Raw genomic sequence first — 17,618 nt, 5'->3', positions numbered from 1 at the left:
TCAGTCGCCGTGATCCCGCGCGGCTTCCTCGGCCGAGCCGCCCGCGGCCTCCACCGAGTTGCGCGGGGGACGCACGGGGGGCGGACGGGCGAAGGCCGCCACGCGCGAGCCGATGTCCAGGGGCGTCGTCGCGGCGATGCGGCGGCGGACCCGGGCGATGGCGTCCTGCACCATGGCGGGCTCCGGGTGGTTCTTGAGCGCCTGGACCCACGTCTCGATGGCCTTCTCGTGCTCTCCCGCCTCGGCCTTCAACTTGCCCATCTCGAAGACGGCGTGGGGGGCCAGCTCGGAGTCCGGAAAGCGGGCGAGCAGATCCGCGTACGCGCGCGAGGCTTCCTGCCGATAGCGCTGCGCCTCGGGCGTGCCCGGGACGCTGCCCTGCAGGGACTGCATGTGCAGCGCCTGCGCCTGGAGGAAGAGCGTGTCGTCCACGTAGGCGCTGGTGGCGAAGCGCTCGGTCAGCTTGCGCGCCTCCAGGACACACTGCTGGTAGTCCTGCAGCTCGAAGTACAGCTTGGCCACCTGGTAGTGCAGCTCCGCGCCCTGGGGCGGGTTGCGCGCGAGCGCGGCGGTGAGTTGATCGATCGCGCCGCGAGGGTCGCGGAAGTGCACGCGCAAGAGCTCGGCGAGCACCACGCGGGCCTCCTGCGCCTCGGGAGACTCGGGGCACTGGGCGATGAGCTCCTTGTAGACGCTCACCGCCTCCTTCACCTTGCGCAGCTCCAGCCAGTACACGTCCGCGGCGCCCTTGAGCGCGCGCGCCTTGAGCACCGGGGCCTGGGTGGAGTCCTCCACTCGCAGGGCGTCCAGCGCCTTGCGGTACTCCACGAGCGCCTCGTCCGGGCGCTTCTCGAAGATGGCGTCACGGGCGCGCTGCATGTGATCAGGGGCGCCATCCCGGGCGCACCCCGGGGCCAGCGCGAGAGCCAGGAGCAGGAACGAACGCCTCACGAGCAGTCCTCCGCCGGAGTCACCCGGAGACACCAGGTATCCAGGCACCGGATGCATTCCACATCGGAGCCGGTATCCGTGATGCACAGCGTCTCGTTCGCGGAGCGGGGACAGTCCTCGGAGGCGATGCACCGGTAGGTCTCTCCCTGGGGGTCGAGCACCTCCGACTCACAATCGTCACGCGAGGGACCGCATCCGGCGAGTCCGGTCACGGCGACGAGGACGACTGCGGCGAACCAGCTTCTCACGGCCAGGGGTTCTAACCGGATTCAGCCCCCACGTCACGCGGACAGCTCCCTACTCGCCTGGTCGTTCAACGTCTACCGGGTCGCCGAGGTCAGGACCGTGCCCGCTGACGCCATGTGTCGACGCCGTGATTGCTCCCGCGTCTTCTCCTGCTGGCGCGCCAGGTGCGTGGCGATTCCGCGCAGGTGCCTATCCGTCACGCGGCATTGGATGGCGGACACCTCGCCGTGCCGCCGCTCCATCTCCTCCCACAGGTGCACGCGGGCCTGGTTGCCGAGCAGCCGGGTCTCCACCACGTCGAACGCCGCGTCCATGCGCGCCTCCTCGGCCTCCAACGCCGCCAGGCGGGCCTCGGCGTCCTCCGGAGGTGACACACACCCTCCGAGCACGGCCAGGGCCATCACCGACATGCCGAGTCTCCAGCGCCAAGTCCCTCCTGCCATCACCCACCACCCCTGGTTGGTATCCGGTGTGCGCGTGAGGTCCACGGGGACTCACGCGAGCGGGCAACCTAGGGAGCCCCCGCCGCCTGCACAACCGCTCCGGGGGGCCACTTGACGATCCGGGGAGACAACGGTTTCCAGTATCCGACGATGCGCCGCAAGCGGCTCAGGGCGCCGGGCGGTGACGGAGGATGAACTCACACACCTCGCGCGCCGCGCCGAAGCCCGCCGCCCGCTGGGCCACGTAGTGCACCGCCGCGCGAACCTCGTCGGGGGACTCGGGAGGCGCCGCCGAGAAGCCCACCGCCCGCAGCAGCGGCAGGTCCACCACCTCGTCGCCCATGTAGCCACACTGCGCGGCCGGCACCTGGAGCAGTTCCAGGAGCTTCTCGAAGTGCGCCACCTTGTCCTGGCTGCCGAAGTGCACGTGCTTGATGCCCAGCGACTGCATCCGCATCTGCGCCGAGAGGCTGTCTCCACCGGAGATGGCCGCCACCTCCAGCCCCGCCTCCTGCAAGCGCTTGATGCCCATGCCGTCCCGCACGCTGTACATCTGCGTCCAGCCGGAGTTGGGCACCCAGAAGATGCGCCCGTCGGTGAGCGTGCCGTCGATGTCGAAGATCATCACCGACAGGCGCGCCACCCGCGCCTTGAGGGCTTCCAGGTTCTGGTTCATGGCGCGCTACTTGGGAACGGCCTTGAGCACGGCCTTGCCGTCCTTGATGACGACCTTGAACTCCACCGCCTTGGCGTTGTGCTGCTTCATCAACTCCGGCACCTGCTTGCGCAGCGACGCGGCGACGGTGTCGTAGCTCATCTTCGACGTGTCCTCCTTGTTGCGGCGCTTGGCGGCCACATACGCGTCGAACACGGACTTGAGCTTGTCGTCGGACAAGTCCCCCGAGCCCGCCGCCGATGGCGGACGCACCGCGGGACGGGGCTGCTGCGCCGGAGCACGGGCCGCCACGGGAGCCACGGCGGGCGCCACGGGACGCACCGCGGGAATGAGCGGCGCCACCGACGGCACCAGCGGCGCCACCGACGGCACCAGCGGCGCCACCGACGGCACCAGCGGCGCCACCGACGGCACCAGCGGCGCCACCGACGGCACCAGCGGCGCCACCGCGGGCACATGGTGCGGCTGCGGCTTGGTCATGGTCGGAAGCACCTCGTCCATGTCCTCGTCCGCCAGCTCCATCGGCTCCTGGGCACGGGACGTGGCCGCGGGCTTCTTCGCCTTCTCCACGCGGCGCCGCGCCTTGGCGATGTCCCGCTTGTAGGTGCCGTTCTCGATCTCCTGCATCGTGCGCTGCCACAGCCGATCGTAGGTGACGAACTTGCCGTGGATGGACTGCACGCGGAACTTGGCCGAGGTGTTGCGCACGAAGCTGGACTTGAGCCGATCCACGCGCTTCTTCAAATCCTCGTGCTGACGCGTGGGCGGCAACCGCTCGGCGCCCATGAAGTAGTGCTCGTAGGCCACCTTGAGCGCCGCGAGATCCGCCTCGATGGCGTCACACTCCTGGAACGTCACCTCGCTGCCCGACATGGTGGGCAGACCGGACTTCGTGTCACCGCTCGTGGCGGCGAGCTTGGCCGAGGACTTGGCCGAGCTGCCTGCCTTCAAGGTCTGATTCTTCGTGGACGACTTCGAGGACTCGTACGCCATGGGCACCCCCGAGTGTCCCCAAGACGCGCGCCCATATCAACCTCGGGCGGGACTGGGCGTCGGCCCCACGCCAGCCGACTCGCCCGCCTGGCGGATCCGCCGGTACAGCAAAGTCGCGCCAAAGGTGAACATGCACAGGGAGATGAACTGGCTGGTCGAAATATTGAACCAGGCTTCCAGGGGCACCGCCTCCGCCATCCGGGAGGCCCCCAGGGACTCCAGCAGACCGTGCAGGGTGCCCCGCTCGGTGTCCCCCCGGAAGAGCTCCACCGTGGTGCGCAGCACCGCGTAGCACATCAGCCACAGGCAGAAGATCTGCCCGTGGAAGCGCCGGAAGCGGCGCGCGTACAGAAGCACCCCGAAGAGGACGAGCTGGCCCACGGACTCGTAGATTTGCGTGGGGTAGACCGGCAAGGTCGTGCCGTGCCGCGCGACCCACTCGGAGATGCGCACCGCGCCCGGGGCCGCGTGGTGGAGAATGTGGCCGGTGGACTCCACCACATAGCGCGCGTCCTGCGCCTGGGACTGGAAGGCGAGGCTGGAGGAGCCGCTGATCCGGCCGAACAAATCCTGGGCGAGCGCCCCTCCGGGAAAACGCGCCGCGAAGCGCGCACCGGCCGCGCACACATCCCCCCAGCAGCACCCGGCGGAAAAGCACCCCAACCGGCCCAGGCACTGGCCGAGCGACACCGTGGGGAGGGCCAGATCCGCCAGCCGCAGGAAGTCCATGCCGTTTTGACGCGCGAAGACAAAGGCCGCGATCCCCGCGCCGATGAGGCCGCCGTAGAACACGAGCCCCCCGCCCAGCGAGAACACCTGCGTCCAATCCCGCGTGTAGTCCTTCCAGTTGACGAGCACGTAGAGCACGCGGCTGCCCACCAGCCCCCCCACGAGCACGTAGAAGGCCAGGTCCAACACCGCCTCGCGCTTGCGCGGACCCTCGGTGTCCACCCACTCGCCACCGCCCTGTGCGTCCGCCACCCACGTGAGCCGACGCCACTCCTCCTGGGCCAGCCGCGAGGCCACCGTCACCGCCATCAGGAAACCCGAGGCCAGCATCACCCCATAGGTGTGGATGGGGATGCCCTCACCCCGCCCCCCGGGAATGGCGCTCGCGGGCAGGGCGTAGCGCAAGCCGAACCCCGCCAGCACCACCGCCACCGCCCCGTAGCCGAACGCCCGGTACCACCGCTGCTCGGACGAAGGCGGCGCGGCCTCGCCGTCCTTGCCCTCGGCGCCCCGCCAGCCGTTGTAGGCGATGGACACCACCGCGGCGAGCGCCACGCCGTACAGGAGGATCTGCGACCAGAGCGAGGTGAAGGTGAAGTGGATGATGACGGGGAGCATGGGGCCTCAGGAACGGGCGTCCGCCGCGCTCGGCGCATCCTTCTTGGGGACTTCCTTGCGCACGAAGGCGTCCACCAGCAGCAGACCCACGCCCACCACGATGGCGGAGTCCGCCACGTTGAAGGAGGGCCACGCCACCTTGTCGTGCCAGTGCGCCTCGAGGAAGTCGATGACGAAGGCCCGGGCGATGCGGTCGATGTAGTTGCCAATGGCCCCGCCGAGCACCAGCGGCAGCCCCCACAACGCCCAGCGCTCCTGGGGATCCTTCCCGCTGAGCTTGCTGAAATACCAGGTGATGAACACCACGGCGGCCAGGCTCACCACATGGAAGAGCGGCCCGCGCACGTTGGGCGGCAGGGTGCGGAACAGGCCCCAGGCGGCGCCCGGGTTCTCCGCGTAGCGCAGGCGGAAGAACTCGGGGAGGATCTCGATGGCGCGCTTGGGCCGGTAGTGCAGGCCATAGACGCCCTGAGGGGGCGGCTCGCCGTACATGGCCGACAACCGCTCGCCCAGCGTGGGCCGGTCATCGAAGCGCGTGGTGAGCTCGCGCACGACGAGGTACTTCGTCCACTGATCGAGGACGATGACGCCGAGCGCCACCAGGACAAGGAGAAGGTATTTGCGGGGCACGGGCTGGCGGCTTACACCACCTGCCCCCCTGGCGTCACGGATTCCACGGACCGGCGCGGCTGGAACGAGTCCAGCAGGAGCAGCCCCACCCCCACGCAGATGGCCGCGTCGGCCACGTTGAAGGTCGGCCACCGCATGCCGGGCTGGTTGCGCCAGTGCCAGTCGATGAAGTCGATGACATAGCCCCGCATCAGCCGATCCACGAAGTTGCCCAGCGCCCCGCCCGTGACGAGCGCCAGGGCCCAGCGCACCCGCGTCTGGTTGGGCTCCAGCTGGCGGTACATGTGGAAGATGAAGCCGAGCGCCACCAGGCTCACCAGGTGGAAGAAGGGCCGGCGCACGTTCTCCGGCAGCGAGGCGAAGAGCCCCCAGGCGGCCCCGGGATTCTCCACGTAGCGGAAATGCCAGTAGTCCTCGATGAAGCGGTAGGGCCGGGTGGAGCGCCGGAAGGCGCCTTCCACGGGCGGCTCATTGTCCAGGTTGCGCTCGGACACGAAGCCCTCGAGCCGCGCCAGACCCGAGCGCCCATCCAGGGCCTCGGTCAGACGGGACACCGCCAGATACTTGGTCACCTGGTCGACGGCGAGCGTCGCGAGGCCCACGAGGAGAAGGACACGAAAACGATTCGCCATGAGTCCCCCACCTCTACCCCGCCCGCCCGGATTCTGACAATCCACCCGCCAATGCCCGGTCAGCGAGCGGGCTGACTCGCCGCCCGGCGCGAAGTGCGGCATGGTGTACACAATGGAGACTGTTGAGCCGCCCGTGACACCGACTCCCGACGAGACCTCCAAACCTCCGCTCACCCTCAAGGAGCGCTACGACCGGTACATGGCGCGCTTCAAGGAGTTCCTGGCGCGCTACGGCATGCTGGCCATTGTCGTGCACATCGTGTCCTGCGCCCTCTTCTTCCTGTGCTTCATGGCGCTCATCCGCGCGGGCTTCAAGGTGAAGAGCGCCGAGGGCTCCGTGGGGGCCTTCGCCGGGGCCTACCTCATCTACAAGGCGACCCAGATTCCCCGCGTCGCCCTCACCTTCGTCATCACGCCCTTCATCGACCGGATCATCCGCCGGCTGCGGCACAAGGGACCAAGGCCCTCGGATCCTCCCGCGCCGTGAACGCCGTCACGCTGCGCTTCCACGGCGGCCTCAATGACTTCCTGGCCCCCGAGCGGCGCGGCACCTCGTTCCTCCACCCCCTCCCGGGCCCCTGCTCGGTGAAGGACCTCATCGAATCGCTCGGCCCTCCGCACCCCGAGGTGGACGTGGTACGGGTGGACGGGCGGGCGGTGGACTTCTCCCACCGGGTCCAGCCCGGCCAGCGAATCGACGTCCATCCTCCCCACACCCCGCTCCACGAACCCCCGGAGCCCCGCTTCCTGCTCGACGTGGGGCTCGGACGGCTCGCGGGCCTGTTGCGCATGCTCGGCTTCGACACCGAGTGGCGCAATGACTTCGCCGATGACGTGCTGGCCCGGCGCTCCCGGGACGAGCGGCGCATCCTGCTCACCCGGGACCTGGGTGTGCTCAAGCGCTCCGAGGTGGAGTACGGCTACTTCCCCCGGGAGACGAATCCCTCGCGGCAGCTCGTCGAGGTGGCGCGGCGCTACCGCCTCACCGCGTGCATGCGGCCCTTCTCCCGGTGCATCGCCTGCAACGCGCCACTCATCGACGCCACCCCGGAGCAGGTGCGAGGACACGTCCCCGAGCGCGTGCTCGCCCTGCACACCCGCTTCCAGCGCTGCACCGGGTGTCCTCGCGTCTTCTGGGCCGGCACCCACCACACGCGCATGCTCGCCGTCATCGACGCGCTGCGCGACGCCGTCCCCGCCTCCTAATCAAGGTCCGGCTCCCACACCCTCCAGGAGCCAGTCGCGCACCGCGAGGAAGCGCGCCGTGGGGGCCGCGGTCCGGCGCCACGCCACCCACAAGGTGCCCCGGGGACGCCGCGAGGAGCGCCGGCCCGCCTCCGGCTCGAGCGTCACGACCCGGCCCGCGAGCACCGCGGGTCGCACCAGATAGTCGGGCAGCACCGCGAGACCCACGCCCGCCTCCACCAGCGCCAGCATCTCGTCCAGGTTCGCGATGCGGCACACCACCTTCGCGGGCAGGGGCTCCTTCGCGCCAAAGGCCGCGCGCCACCACGGGCCCAGCATCGCCAGGTCGGCGTCGAACGCGATGAAGCGATGGGCCCCGAAGTCCCGGGCGCTCCGAGGCGTCCCCCACCGCCGCAGGTAGGCGGGCGCGGCCACCGCCACGAAGCCCTCCTGCGCCACGGGCCGCACCTCCAGGCCGGGCTCCTCGGGCAGGAGGCCGATGATGCCCAGATCCAGTTCGCCCTCCAGGAGCCGCCGCACCACCCGGCTCGGCACGTCGAAGCGAACGTCCAGCCGCAGCTCCGGGTGGCGCTCCATCAGCACGGGCAGGCGCGGGCGGAGCCAGTACCTGAAGAAAGGCCAGGGCCCGCCCAGGGAGACCTCGCCGCGCACCGCGCGCTGGGCCTCGGACGCCTCCTCCAGCGCCGCGTCCAGGGCGGGCAGGTGTTTCCCCAGCTGCTCGACGAGCGCCACTCCCGCGGGCGTGAGCCGCGACCGGCGCCCCACCCGCTCGAACAACACCGCGCCCACGCCCCGCTCCAACGCCTTGAGCTGCTGTCCCACGGCGGACGCCGTGATGCCCAGGCGCGCGGCCGCGGCGGCATGGGTTCCCGCCCGGCTCACCTCCCAGAGAGTCCAGAGCGCTTCGTGATTGCCAAGCATGGCTTCATCTTATGTGAAGACCCCCTCGGTTTTCTTGTGTCCGCCCAACGGGTACTCCTGGGTCCATCAACCCGGCCCGAACAGGCCGTGAGGGAGTCACACACCATGAAGGTCCTGACCGCCGTGAAGATCCTGCTGATCGTCACCAGCCACTCGCAGTTCGGCAGCACCGGGGAGAAGACGGGCTTCTGGCTGGAGGAGCTCGCCGCACCCTATGAGGAGTTCACCCAGGCTGGAGCCCAGGTGGACATCGCCTCGCCGCTCGGAGGCAAGGCGCCGGTGGACCCGCGCAGCGAGAATGAGCCTTCCGAGGCCACGAAGGCCTTCCTCGCCGACGCCGAGGCGGCGAAGAAGCTCGGCAACACGCTCGTGCTCGCGGACGTGAAGGACACCTACGACGCCTACTTCGTGGTGGGCGGGCACGGCGTGATGTGGGACCTGGCGAAGCACGCCCCCCTGCACCAGTTGCTCTCGAAGGGCTACGCCCGGGGCTCGGTGGTCGCGGCGGTCTGCCACGGGCCGGCGGCACTGGTGGGTGTCAAGGGTCCGGACGGCAAGCCGCTCGTGAACGGCAAGCGCCTGGCGGCCTTCAGCAACGCGGAGGAGAAGGCGGCGAAGTTCGACGCCATCGTGCCCTTCCCCCTGGAGACCCGGCTGCGCGAGCTCGGTGCGCGCTACGAGTCCGGCCCGATGTGGAGCAGCTTCGCGGTGCGTGATGGGCGGCTCATCACCGGGCAGAACCCGGCGTCGTCCGCCGCCACGGCGCGCGAGGTCATCTCGGCGCTCAGCGAGAAGAAGTAGTCCCCCGAGCGGAGGGAGCCGAGGCGATGACGCACCGCCGCCATGCGGTGCGTTATCGCTTTCACGCATCAGCGATTCTACCATCGCCGCCGAATGAGACGACCGCTCCTCCTCCTCTCCCTGTTGCCCCTCCTGGCTGGCTGCGAATGGGTGGCCAACCCCATGAAGTTCACCCGGGAGGACGTGCCTCGTTTCAAGGCGTACACCGAGCACCCCGCGCCCGTGGCCCAGCCCACCGCGCTCAAGGTGATGGCGTGGAACGTCAAATACGGCGCCTGCCGCATCGACTTCTGGTTCGACTTCTGGGGCGACCGCGTCCAGATGACGCCCACCGAGGTGACGGATTGCCTGGGCAAGGTGGCGGCGCTCATCCGCGAGTATGACCCGGACATCCTCATGGCGGAGGAGATCGAGGTCGGCTCCAAGCGCAGCGCCTATATCGACCAGGTGCGCTTCCTGCTGGAGAACACGAACCTGCGCTACGCGGCCTACATGCCCGCCTGGGACTCGCGCTACGTGCCCTCCGAGGGCGTGGGCCGCATCGACATGGGCAACGCCATCCTCTCGCGCTACCCCATCACCCAGGCCGAGCACATCCGCCAGAAGGACCGCACGGATCAAGACGTGCTGACGGAGACCTTCTACCTCAATCGCTCCATCGGCCGCGCCGAGGTGGACGTGGGCGGTGGCCGGACGATCGCCGCGTACGTGGTGCACACCGAGGCCTATGATCAGGACGGCACCAAACAGGCGCACATCCAACAGATTCACGACACCCTGCGCGAGGAGACGCTGCCCTGGGTGCTCGGGGGAGATCTCAACGAACTGCCCCCGGTGTGCGACGAGCGCGCGGCGCCGGGAACGCCCGAGTCCTGCGAGGGCAAGCTGCGGCTGTCCCACTTCCTGGACGAGCGCGCGAGCAGCATCGGCACCGACTTCGAGCAGCCGCCCTACACCCCCAGCGTCATGAAGCAGTACTACGACGACTTCGAGCCGTTCATCCCCCTGAGCCGCTACGGCGTGGGCGAGGAGAACCAGCGGCGCTACTTCACGCACTCCATCCTCGGCCCGGACATGCTCAACGACCAGGGCGTGCCCGGCGATTGGAACCGCACGCTCGACTACCTCTTCATCCGCAAGGGCGAGGTGTGGACGGACACCGACGTCATCCAGGGACCCGGGCGCCTTGGCGTCCAAAGCGATGCGCTCCGGCTGTCCGACCATGCCCCCGTCGCGGGAACCTGGAGGCTGCCATGAGGGCCCTGCTGCTGTGTGTGCTGCTGAGCGGCACCCTCGTCACCGCGCAGCCCCTGGCCGCCCGGGACACCGCGGACGTGGGCCCGCGCGGCTCCTGGAGCGTGGGCCTGTTCAACCCCCTGCGCTTCTCGCCCATGGACGGCGTGGAGTTCCAGACCCATCCCCTCACCTTCTTCGTGGCGCCCAACGCGAACGCCCGCGTCGCGCTGCTGCGCTCGTCCTTGCGCCTGACGACCGAGGCCGGGCTGAGCCTGCCCACGTTCGCCCTGCGCCTGACCAAGGGCTACCTCTTCCCCCTGTGGGCCACGAGCGACAACGACATCGGCTGGATGCTGATTCCCCGCGCGGGTCTGGTGCTGTCCGGCGATGCATCCCGGCGCGGCGTGTGGACCGTCAAGGCGGACGCGGCCTTCCGGATCGCGCTGGGCCCCCACAACGCCTCGCCGCTCAACTTCATGTCCACCCCGTTGGAGCTCCTGCTCGCGGCGCCCCTGACCGGCCTGAGCACGCGCGTGGGCGGCGCGTATGACCACGCCCTCACCGAGCGCCTGCGCGTGCGCGGAGAGCTCAACCTCTACGTCACCGGCTCCCAGGGACACCTCGTCGTGTCCGGACAGGACGTGGGCGCCATCGCGGCCATGTCCCCGCTGTTCGTCACCGCCCATGTGGGGTTCGACCTCGCCGTCTTCCGTCACAGCCGTGTCACGCTGGGCGCGATGTGGGCCAACGCGGACCAGGGCGCCACGAAGCTGGTGACGGGCGCGGACGGCTACAGCGAGCGCCAACGTGTGCGCAGCAACGACTTCATGCCCACCCTGGACTTCATCTGGGCGGGCCTCTGAGCCTGGCATCAACGCCCACTGTCGAGCACTCGCTCCGGGCTGGTGTCACGACACCTGCCCCGCGCGGGGCCATCCATTAGAGTCCGCGGAGCCGAACCCGTCCCACCTCCCGGAGAGCCATGAGCCCGCAGACCCAGCGATCGTTCGGACCCGACTTCGCGCTCGATGTGGAAGATCCCGCCTACGTCAAGAATCCCTACCCCACCTACCGGTGGCTGCGGGAGAACGCACCCGCCTACAACTGGCGCGCACATGGAGATGCCGTCGTCTTCACCCGGCACAAGGACGTCAAGGCGCTCCTCTTCGACCGCCGCTTCAGCAATGACTACCGCACGTGGGAGTTCGCCCGGGAGTCGAGCTGGCCTCCCGAGCACGCCGAGTACAAGGAGCTCATGGACAATGGCCTCTTCGGCCTGTCCGACGCCGACCACATCCGGGTGCGCAAGCTCGTCAGCGTCGCCTTCACGCCCCGGGCGGCCGAGCGGATGCGGGGGGAAATCCAGCAGACGGTGGATGACCTCATCGCCACCCACGCGAGCGGCAACCGGTTCAGCCTCACGTCCATCACCGAGCCGCTGCCCATCAACGTCATCAGCGACATGCTCAAGATTCCCGAGGACCTGCGCGGCGAGTTCCGGGAGTTCGGTCTGGCGGTGATCCGCAGCTCCATCCTCTTCAGCAACATCGAGCAGATGTTCTCGCTCATCGCCCCCATGCCCCGGTGGCTGCGCATGCTCCGGGGTGTCATCGAGGCGCGCCGGGCCAACCCGCTCGAGAATGATCTGCTCACCACGCTCATCAACGCGCAGGAGGGCGGCAGCAAGCTGTCCGAGGTCGAGATGATCTCCCTGGTCCAGGGGTTGATCGCCGCCGGGTCGGACACCACGGTGCACGCGGCCAACTGGGCGATGTACACCCTGCTCCGGCATCCGGAGCAGCTCGAGAAGCTGCGCGCCGATCCCTCGCGCATCCGCAACACCATCGAGGAGTGCCTGCGCTACGACCTCTTCGGCAAGACGGGCGTGCCCAGGTTCGCCAAGGAGGAGCTGGAGTTCGCCGGCGTCAAGCTGCGCAAGGGCCAGATGGTCATCCCCCACATCCCCGCCGCGCTGCACGATGACGAGGTGTTCCCGGAGCCGGAGCGCTTCGACATCGGCCGCGACATGAGCCAGACCATCGCCTTCGGAGGCGGCCAGCACTTCTGCCTGGGCGCCGCCGTGGCCCGGCTGGAGCTCGACCTCGTCGTGGGAACGCTCGTGCGGCGCTTCCCCCAGATGAAGCTCGTGGGCGAGCCGGAGTTCGAGCCGCATCCCCTCATGCGTGCCATGAAACGGCTGGAAGTCTCGGTGGACTGAGACGGCCCACGCCCACGCGATTTCCTGGTACAGGCCGTGCCCATTTCGGAGAGGCCATGGCCTGGTTCGTTCTGATTCTCTCGGGTGTGTTGGAATCCGCGTGGGCACTCGCGCTCAAGAAGTCCGATGGGTTCACCCGCCTGGTGCCCAGCGTGACGTTCCTGGTGCTGGCCGTCTTGAGCTTCGTGGGGCTGGCCTGGGCGATGAAGAGCCTGCCCGCGGGGCCCTCCTACGCCGTGTGGACGGGCATCGGCGCCGCCCTGACCGCCGCGCTCGGCATCCTCTTCCTCGGCGAGGCGGTCTCCGTGGTGAAGCTCGTCTCCATCGGGTTCATCATCACCGGCGTCGTGGGGCTGGCCCTGTCCGGCGGCGGTCACTGAGGCCCGTGCGAAGGCCCTCCAGCACCACATCCATCATGCGGGGGAAGATCTGCTCGACGGACATCTCCAGTTCCTCCTGGACGTCGGGCCGCAGCAACTGATCCACCAGGGTGAGCATCATGCGGATGACGAGCCGGGGCTCCACGTCCGCGCGGAAGGCGCCCTCCCGGACTCCGGCGGACAAGAGCGCGCCGAAGTTCTCCTGCACCGAGCGCCGCCGCACCTCCAGCAATGTCAGCCAGAGGCCAGGAGCCTCGCGCTGGATGTCCTGGAGCGTCGCGGCCCCTCGGGCATAGTGGCCCGCGATCGTCTTCACGAAGAGCCGCAGCCGCTCGCCGAAGTCCAACCGCTCCTGACGCTGGATGGCCGCGAGTTCCTCACCCACCCCGGCGAAGTACGCCACGAGCACGGCCTCTCCCAGCGCTTCCTTGCTGGGAAAGCACCGGTAGAGCGTCTTCTTGCTCATGCGCAACTCGCCGCCCAGTTCCTCCATGGTCATCCGGGAGTAGCCCCGGGAGAGCATGAGCTGGCGCGCCTTCTCCAGGATGCGGGCGCGCACGTCCTCCGAATCCGTCATGCGCGGGCCGGCCCCTCGTACACCAGCGCCACGCCATGGCGGGGGCCCAGGGTGATGTTGCGGCGCGCCGGACGCTCCGGGGCCGCGTGCGGAGGAGACGAGAAGCGGTGGGCGGCCAGCAGCGTTCCCAGCACCACCCGCATCTCGTACTGCGCGAAGGCGGCTCCGATGCAGCGCCGGGCCCCGCCCCCAAAGGGCAGGTACTCGAAGGGGGAGTACCTGCGCTCGAGGAAGCGCTCGGGCCGGAAGCGCTCCGGTTCGGGGTACAGCTCCGGGCTCGCGTGCGCGAGGCAGATGGCGGCCATGACGCCGGTGCCCACGGGCAGCTCCCGCCCGAGCAGGGTGAAGGGGGCGAGCGTGCGGCGGCCCACCACGGGCACCACCGGATGCAGGCGCAACGCCTCGTCGCACACGGCGCCCAGGTAGAGCAGCCGGGTCAGGGCCTCGGGCTCGGGCGAGGGACCCAGCGGCGCGAGTTCATCCCTCAAGCGGGCTTGGACCTCGGGCAGGCGGTGCACGTAATGGAGCGCCCAGGCCATGCCGATGGCGGTGGTCTCGTGGCCGGCGAGCAGCAGGGTCCGCAGCTCGTCCCGAAGCTCCTCGTTCGTCATGGCCTGTCCGTCCTCGTCCCGGGCGGCGAGCAGCAGGCTGAGGATGTCGGTGTGCCCCGCCTCGTGTCCCCGACGGTTCGCCAGCTCCTCCGTCAGCAGGGCGTCCACCTGGGCCAGGTGGTGTTGGAAGCGCGCCCACGGCCCCAGCCCTCCAAAGGAGCGGCGCAGCGGCACCGCCATCATCAGCAGGGGCGTATAGGAATCCATGGCGGGCACCATCACCTCGCGGTAGCGCCGCACGCGCTCCGGCTCCTGGACGCCGAAGACGATCTGGATGATGGCCTCCAGGGAGATGTGCTGCGTGAGGTGCTGCGCGCGCAGGCCCTCGCCCGGGCGCAGGGACTCGGCCGCGTGCAGGGTGAGCGCTCGCAGCGTCTGTCCATAGGCGCGCATGCGCTCGCCATGAAACGGAGGCATGAGCAACTTGCGCTCGCGCTTGTGCCGGGGACCGCTCAACAACAGCATCGAGAGCTCACCCACGATGGGCGCCAGGGGAAGATTGCCCAGGGGCTCGAACACCGCCGGGTCCGCGCTGAAGATCTCCCGGATGCCGTCCGGCTGGCCGGTGAGCACCACGTCGCCCACGGGCAGGGGCGCGGTGAAGGGGTCCCCATAACGCGCCTTGGATTCCAGGCAGAAGCGCGTGGGGTCGCGCAAGAAGCGCAACGCCTGCACGGGAGTGAATCGAGGCCCCGGTGGCAACGGGTGGGTCATGGCGTGTCCCCCGACGAAACGCTGGATGGAAACTCAGGAAACCCTAAACGTTTCCCAAGTTTCCCGCAAGGGTTACCCCCTTTCTCAGGACGGCAGCACCTCGAGTTCAACGAGGATGCGCCGCAGCTCATCGCGCTGCTCCGGGTCGAGCGGCTGAAGCGGTGCACGGAGGGGTCCCACTCGCGTTCCCATCAACTCGAGCGCGGCGGAGATCGCGCGCGGAAGTCCGTGCGCCACGATGAACTGGAGGAATGGCAGTTGCCGGTAGAACACCGCACGCGCGGCGTTCAGGTCGCCCCGGGCCACCGCGTCGTGGAGTTCCAGGTTGAGTTTCGGGATGACGTGTGGCGCCGCGGTGCACCAACCGCGGGCCCCCGCGACCAGGGCCGCGAGCGCGAGTGGGTTGCTGCCGTTGTAGAACGCGACGTCGTCTCCACAGAGACGCACCAGGCGGTGCATCCGGTTCACGTCGCCCGTGCTCTCCTTCACCATCGTCACGTTCGGGATTCGCAGAAGCCTGGCGATCATGTCGGGGCTCAGGTCGAGGCCGCCAGTCGCCGGGTTGTTGTAGACGGCGATCGGAATCGAGATCGCCTTGGCGACCGCGTCGAAGTGCGCGACGAGCTCCCTGTCCGTGAGCCTCCAGTAGCTCATCGGGATGATCATCACGGCGCTCGCTCCCGACTTCTCCGCGTGGCGCGCATGATGAACGGTGCGCTCCGTCGTGAGACTCGACACCCCCACCAGCGTGGGGACGCGGTTGTTCACGCGCTTGACGACGGTCTCCGCCACGGCCTCCCGCTCGTCATCCGAGAGATACGGCAGCACGCCGGTGCTCCCGAGCGGAGCGAGCGCGTGGACGCCCGCCTGGATCATCTTCTCGACGATGTCGCCCAGGAGGTGGTCGTCGACACGCCCCGACTCGGTGAACGGGGTGATCGGATACGCGACGATTCCGCGAAGTGGGGCGTTCATCGCGCACCTCCCTCAACCTCGTGGTTCTTGTCGAAGAGCTGATCCCCGCGCTCGGGGACCTCCTCGCGGAGCGCCACGCCGCCCATGTTCTGGAGCATCGGAGCGTTCTCGCATGCGAGGTAGCGTGCTCGACCCACGCCGGTGTTCACGTGGTTGTGCCAGGCCCAGACTGGCACATAGACGGCGTCGCCCTGTTTCCAGTCGACGCGTTTGCCTCCCACGTATGAGTAACCCTCCCCCTCGAGGATGTAGAGGAGGGTCTCGTAGGTGTGACGGTGGCGGTTCGAAGACTGGCCCGGTTCGAGCCAGCCGATCGTCATGCTCAGCGCATGCGAAGGGAGGTCGACGAAGAACACGGGGTGCTTGCGCGCCTTCGAGTAGTCACCGTGGGCGCCGGCGCTCTCCACGCTGGGGTGGGCGAGCTTGTCGGGCATCACCACGCGAGGGCGAGGCGGGGTCTTGTCGAAGTCGGCGGAGTGGAACCTGGCGGGATTCTGGACGGTCATCGATGCTCCCATGCGGCGCGGGGTGGACTTGCGCGAACGGAGACGTAACGCGAAGCTGGACCCATGGGAGGCTCCAGTTCACACATGCCCAGGGGTCCAGATGGCCGGCCGTGGCGATTCGACTTCGACCTCGAGGAGGACGGCGTGGGCGCACCGCGCCACGAGCAGCTCGCACGGGCGCTGGTTCGGGAGATCCAACGCGGTCGACTCGCGCCTGGCTCACTCCTGCCCGGAAGCCGGACGCTGGCGAAGTCCCTCGGATTGAACCGGAAGGTGGTCGTCGCCGCACTGGACGAGCTCGCCGGACAGGGCTGGCTTGAGACGCTGCCAGCGCGGGGCACGCGGGTCGCACGGACGTTGCCGGAAATGCCCGTGGCCGATGTGCGCTCCGCGCGGGCGAAACGCGACGCGCCGTCGTCGCCGGCCGTTGCCCGGTTCAACCTGAGCGACGGCGTGCCAGACGCCCGATTGGCACCTCTCGACGTGATCGCAAGGGCGCAGCGGCGCGCGCTCAAGACCCTGGGGCGTGGAGGGCTGGGGTATGGAGATCCCGCTGGAGACCGCGTGCTGCGAGAGGTTCTCGCGAACTTCGTGAACCAGGCGCGCGGACTCGCGTGCACCCCGGACCAGGTCCTCATCACCCGGGGAAGTCAGATGGCGCTCAGCCTCGTGGGCCTCACGCTTTTCGACTCCGGTGATGTCGTCGCTGTCGAGAGTCCAGGATACGTGCCGGCGTGGCGGGCCTTCGAGTTCGCGGGTGCCTCGGTCCTCCACATCCCCACCGACGAAGAGGGGCTCGTCGTCGACGTCCTCGAATCGAAGCTGAAGACGCTGCGGGGCCGGCTGAAGGCGGTCTACGTCACGCCGCACCACCAGTATCCGACGACCGTGGCGATGTCGCCCGAGCGCCGCATGCACCTGCGTGCCCTGGCCGCCCAACACGCGTTCACCCTCATCGAGGACGACTACGACTACGAATACCACTTCGAGGGGACACCGCTGCTCCCCTTATCGGCCGCGAGCGACGCGGGCCGGGGAACCATCTACGTCGGCTCGTTATCGAAGCTGATCGCTCCCGCCGTGCGCATCGGTTATCTCGTCTCGGACGCCTCGTTCGTTCGGCGAGCATGCGCGGTCCGGGAGGTGATTGACCGGCAGGGGGACATCGTTCTGGAACGTGCGGTGGCCGAGCTCATCGAGGACGGAGAGCTCCAGCGCCACGCGCGGCGCGCGAGACAGATCTATCGAGAGCGACGCGACGCGATGGTGCGCCTCCTCCGCGACGACGCACGCACCAGGCGCGTGGTGGACGTCCGCCCACCAGCGGGTGGTCTCGCGCTCTGGGTGCGCGTGGACGAAAGCGTTCGGGTCGGGGAGTGGGCTCGCGCGGCGGGCGCGCGAGGGCTCGGCTTCACTCCGGGGGTGGCGCACGTCCACCACGGCGAGGTCCAGGCGTTCCGGGCGGGCTTCGCGACGCACTCACCCGAGGAACTCGCACACGTCGTGGAGATTCTAGGAGCGAGCCTCGAGGACCTGGGCCTCGGCTCGAAGTAAC

The 17,618-nt window shown here is 69.1% G+C and carries 21 protein-coding genes; 8 read left to right on the top strand and 13 right to left on the bottom strand.

Annotated features, from left to right (window positions below):
* The 8 genes from MEBOL_RS19280 to lspA (MEBOL_RS19245) all read right to left on the bottom strand — a co-directional run bounded on the left by MEBOL_RS19280 (position 1) and on the right by lspA (MEBOL_RS19245) (position 5,918).
* The gene (locus MEBOL_RS19280; protein ID WP_425437632.1) at positions 1 to 951 is read right to left on the bottom strand and encodes a tetratricopeptide repeat protein; all 951 of its coding nucleotides are present in this window, start codon (positions 949 to 951) and stop codon (positions 1 to 3) included.
* The gene (locus MEBOL_RS19275; protein ID WP_245919905.1) at positions 948 to 1,199 is read right to left on the bottom strand and encodes a hypothetical protein; all 252 of its coding nucleotides are present in this window, start codon (positions 1,197 to 1,199) and stop codon (positions 948 to 950) included. Before MEBOL_RS19275 ends, MEBOL_RS19280 begins: the two co-directional genes overlap by 4 nt.
* A gap of 72 nt (positions 1,200 to 1,271) precedes the next feature.
* Positions 1,272 to 1,607: a hypothetical protein gene (locus MEBOL_RS19270; protein ID WP_095978819.1), complete on the bottom strand. Its 336-nt coding sequence runs from the start codon at positions 1,605 to 1,607 to the stop codon at positions 1,272 to 1,274.
* 199 nt (positions 1,608 to 1,806) lie between these two features.
* Positions 1,807 to 2,316: a KdsC family phosphatase gene (locus tag MEBOL_RS19265; protein WP_095978818.1), complete on the bottom strand. Its 510-nt coding sequence runs from the start codon at positions 2,314 to 2,316 to the stop codon at positions 1,807 to 1,809.
* Positions 2,317 to 2,322: 6 nt separating this feature from the next.
* A complete protein-coding gene (locus MEBOL_RS42170) occupies positions 2,323 to 3,309 on the bottom strand; it encodes an MXAN_5187 C-terminal domain-containing protein (protein ID WP_157775252.1) in 987 nt (328 codons plus the stop codon).
* Between the two features lie 36 nt (positions 3,310 to 3,345).
* Entirely contained in the window at positions 3,346 to 4,656 is a 1,311-nt protein-coding gene (locus MEBOL_RS19255) for a prolipoprotein diacylglyceryl transferase (RefSeq protein WP_095978817.1), read from the bottom strand.
* Positions 4,657 to 4,662: 6 nt separating this feature from the next.
* Complete coding sequence (gene lspA / locus MEBOL_RS19250) at positions 4,663 to 5,286, bottom strand: signal peptidase II (protein ID WP_095978816.1); 624 nt, start codon at positions 5,284 to 5,286, stop codon at positions 4,663 to 4,665.
* A gap of 11 nt (positions 5,287 to 5,297) precedes the next feature.
* Positions 5,298 to 5,918, bottom strand: a complete 621-nt coding sequence (gene lspA / locus MEBOL_RS19245; RefSeq protein ID WP_095978815.1) for a signal peptidase II — start codon at positions 5,916 to 5,918, stop codon at positions 5,298 to 5,300.
* A 112-nt stretch (positions 5,919 to 6,030) separates the two neighbouring features.
* Here lspA (MEBOL_RS19245) and MEBOL_RS19240 point away from each other — a divergent pair, with 112 nt between their 5' ends.
* The gene (locus MEBOL_RS19240) at positions 6,031 to 6,405 is read left to right on the top strand and encodes an FAM210 family protein (RefSeq protein WP_245919903.1); all 375 of its coding nucleotides are present in this window, start codon (positions 6,031 to 6,033) and stop codon (positions 6,403 to 6,405) included.
* Positions 6,402 to 7,124 (top strand): Mut7-C RNAse domain-containing protein, encoded by a 723-nt coding sequence (locus tag MEBOL_RS19235; protein WP_095978813.1) that lies wholly within the window; start codon positions 6,402 to 6,404, stop codon positions 7,122 to 7,124. The genes MEBOL_RS19240 and MEBOL_RS19235 overlap by 4 nt, the downstream gene beginning before the upstream one ends.
* On the opposite strand, the gene MEBOL_RS19230 is transcribed toward MEBOL_RS19235, so the two are convergent.
* Entirely contained in the window at positions 7,125 to 8,045 is a 921-nt protein-coding gene (locus MEBOL_RS19230) for a LysR family transcriptional regulator (RefSeq protein WP_095978812.1), read from the bottom strand. It lies immediately after the preceding gene.
* Between the two features lie 105 nt (positions 8,046 to 8,150).
* Here MEBOL_RS19230 and MEBOL_RS19225 point away from each other — a divergent pair, with 105 nt between their 5' ends.
* The 5 genes from MEBOL_RS19225 (at position 8,151) to MEBOL_RS19205 (ending at position 12,680) form a co-directional block, all read left to right on the top strand.
* Positions 8,151 to 8,846, top strand: a complete 696-nt coding sequence (locus MEBOL_RS19225; protein WP_095978811.1) for a type 1 glutamine amidotransferase domain-containing protein — start codon at positions 8,151 to 8,153, stop codon at positions 8,844 to 8,846.
* A 162-nt stretch (positions 8,847 to 9,008) separates the two neighbouring features.
* On the top strand, positions 9,009 to 10,103 hold the full coding sequence (locus tag MEBOL_RS19220) for an endonuclease/exonuclease/phosphatase family protein (protein WP_170115546.1): 1,095 nt from the start codon (positions 9,009 to 9,011) through the stop codon (positions 10,101 to 10,103).
* On the top strand, positions 10,100 to 10,945 hold the full coding sequence (locus MEBOL_RS19215) for a hypothetical protein (protein ID WP_095978809.1): 846 nt from the start codon (positions 10,100 to 10,102) through the stop codon (positions 10,943 to 10,945). The genes MEBOL_RS19220 and MEBOL_RS19215 overlap by 4 nt, the downstream gene beginning before the upstream one ends.
* A gap of 119 nt (positions 10,946 to 11,064) precedes the next feature.
* Positions 11,065 to 12,300 (top strand): cytochrome P450, encoded by a 1,236-nt coding sequence (locus tag MEBOL_RS19210; RefSeq protein WP_095978808.1) that lies wholly within the window; start codon positions 11,065 to 11,067, stop codon positions 12,298 to 12,300.
* A gap of 56 nt (positions 12,301 to 12,356) precedes the next feature.
* Entirely contained in the window at positions 12,357 to 12,680 is a 324-nt protein-coding gene (locus tag MEBOL_RS19205) for a DMT family transporter (protein ID WP_095978807.1), read from the top strand.
* On the opposite strand, the gene MEBOL_RS19200 is transcribed toward MEBOL_RS19205, so the two are convergent.
* The 4 genes from MEBOL_RS19200 to MEBOL_RS19185 all read right to left on the bottom strand — a co-directional run bounded on the left by MEBOL_RS19200 (position 12,637) and on the right by MEBOL_RS19185 (position 16,063).
* A complete protein-coding gene (locus MEBOL_RS19200; RefSeq protein WP_095978806.1) occupies positions 12,637 to 13,257 on the bottom strand; it encodes a TetR/AcrR family transcriptional regulator in 621 nt (206 codons plus the stop codon). The genes MEBOL_RS19205 and MEBOL_RS19200 overlap by 44 nt on opposite strands.
* Positions 13,254 to 14,582: a cytochrome P450 gene (locus tag MEBOL_RS19195; protein WP_095978805.1), complete on the bottom strand. Its 1,329-nt coding sequence runs from the start codon at positions 14,580 to 14,582 to the stop codon at positions 13,254 to 13,256. Before MEBOL_RS19195 ends, MEBOL_RS19200 begins: the two co-directional genes overlap by 4 nt.
* An 84-nt stretch (positions 14,583 to 14,666) precedes the next feature.
* Positions 14,667 to 15,557, bottom strand: a complete 891-nt coding sequence (locus tag MEBOL_RS19190; RefSeq protein WP_095978804.1) for a dihydrodipicolinate synthase family protein — start codon at positions 15,555 to 15,557, stop codon at positions 14,667 to 14,669.
* Positions 15,554 to 16,063, bottom strand: a complete 510-nt coding sequence (locus MEBOL_RS19185; protein ID WP_095978803.1) for a cupin domain-containing protein — start codon at positions 16,061 to 16,063, stop codon at positions 15,554 to 15,556. The genes MEBOL_RS19190 and MEBOL_RS19185 overlap by 4 nt, the downstream gene beginning before the upstream one ends.
* 84 nt (positions 16,064 to 16,147) lie before the next feature.
* Between MEBOL_RS19185 and pdxR the strand changes: the two genes are divergently transcribed.
* On the top strand, positions 16,148 to 17,617 hold the full coding sequence (gene pdxR / locus MEBOL_RS19180) for a MocR-like pyridoxine biosynthesis transcription factor PdxR (RefSeq protein WP_245919901.1): 1,470 nt from the start codon (positions 16,148 to 16,150) through the stop codon (positions 17,615 to 17,617).
* Position 17,618 lies beyond the last annotated feature (1 nt).

Source organism: Melittangium boletus DSM 14713, assembly GCF_002305855.1.
Classification (GTDB): Bacteria; Myxococcota; Myxococcia; order Myxococcales; family Myxococcaceae; genus Cystobacter; species Cystobacter boletus.
The sequence above is the reverse complement of the archived record's forward strand: the minus strand, read 5'-3'. Positions and strand labels throughout refer to the sequence as shown.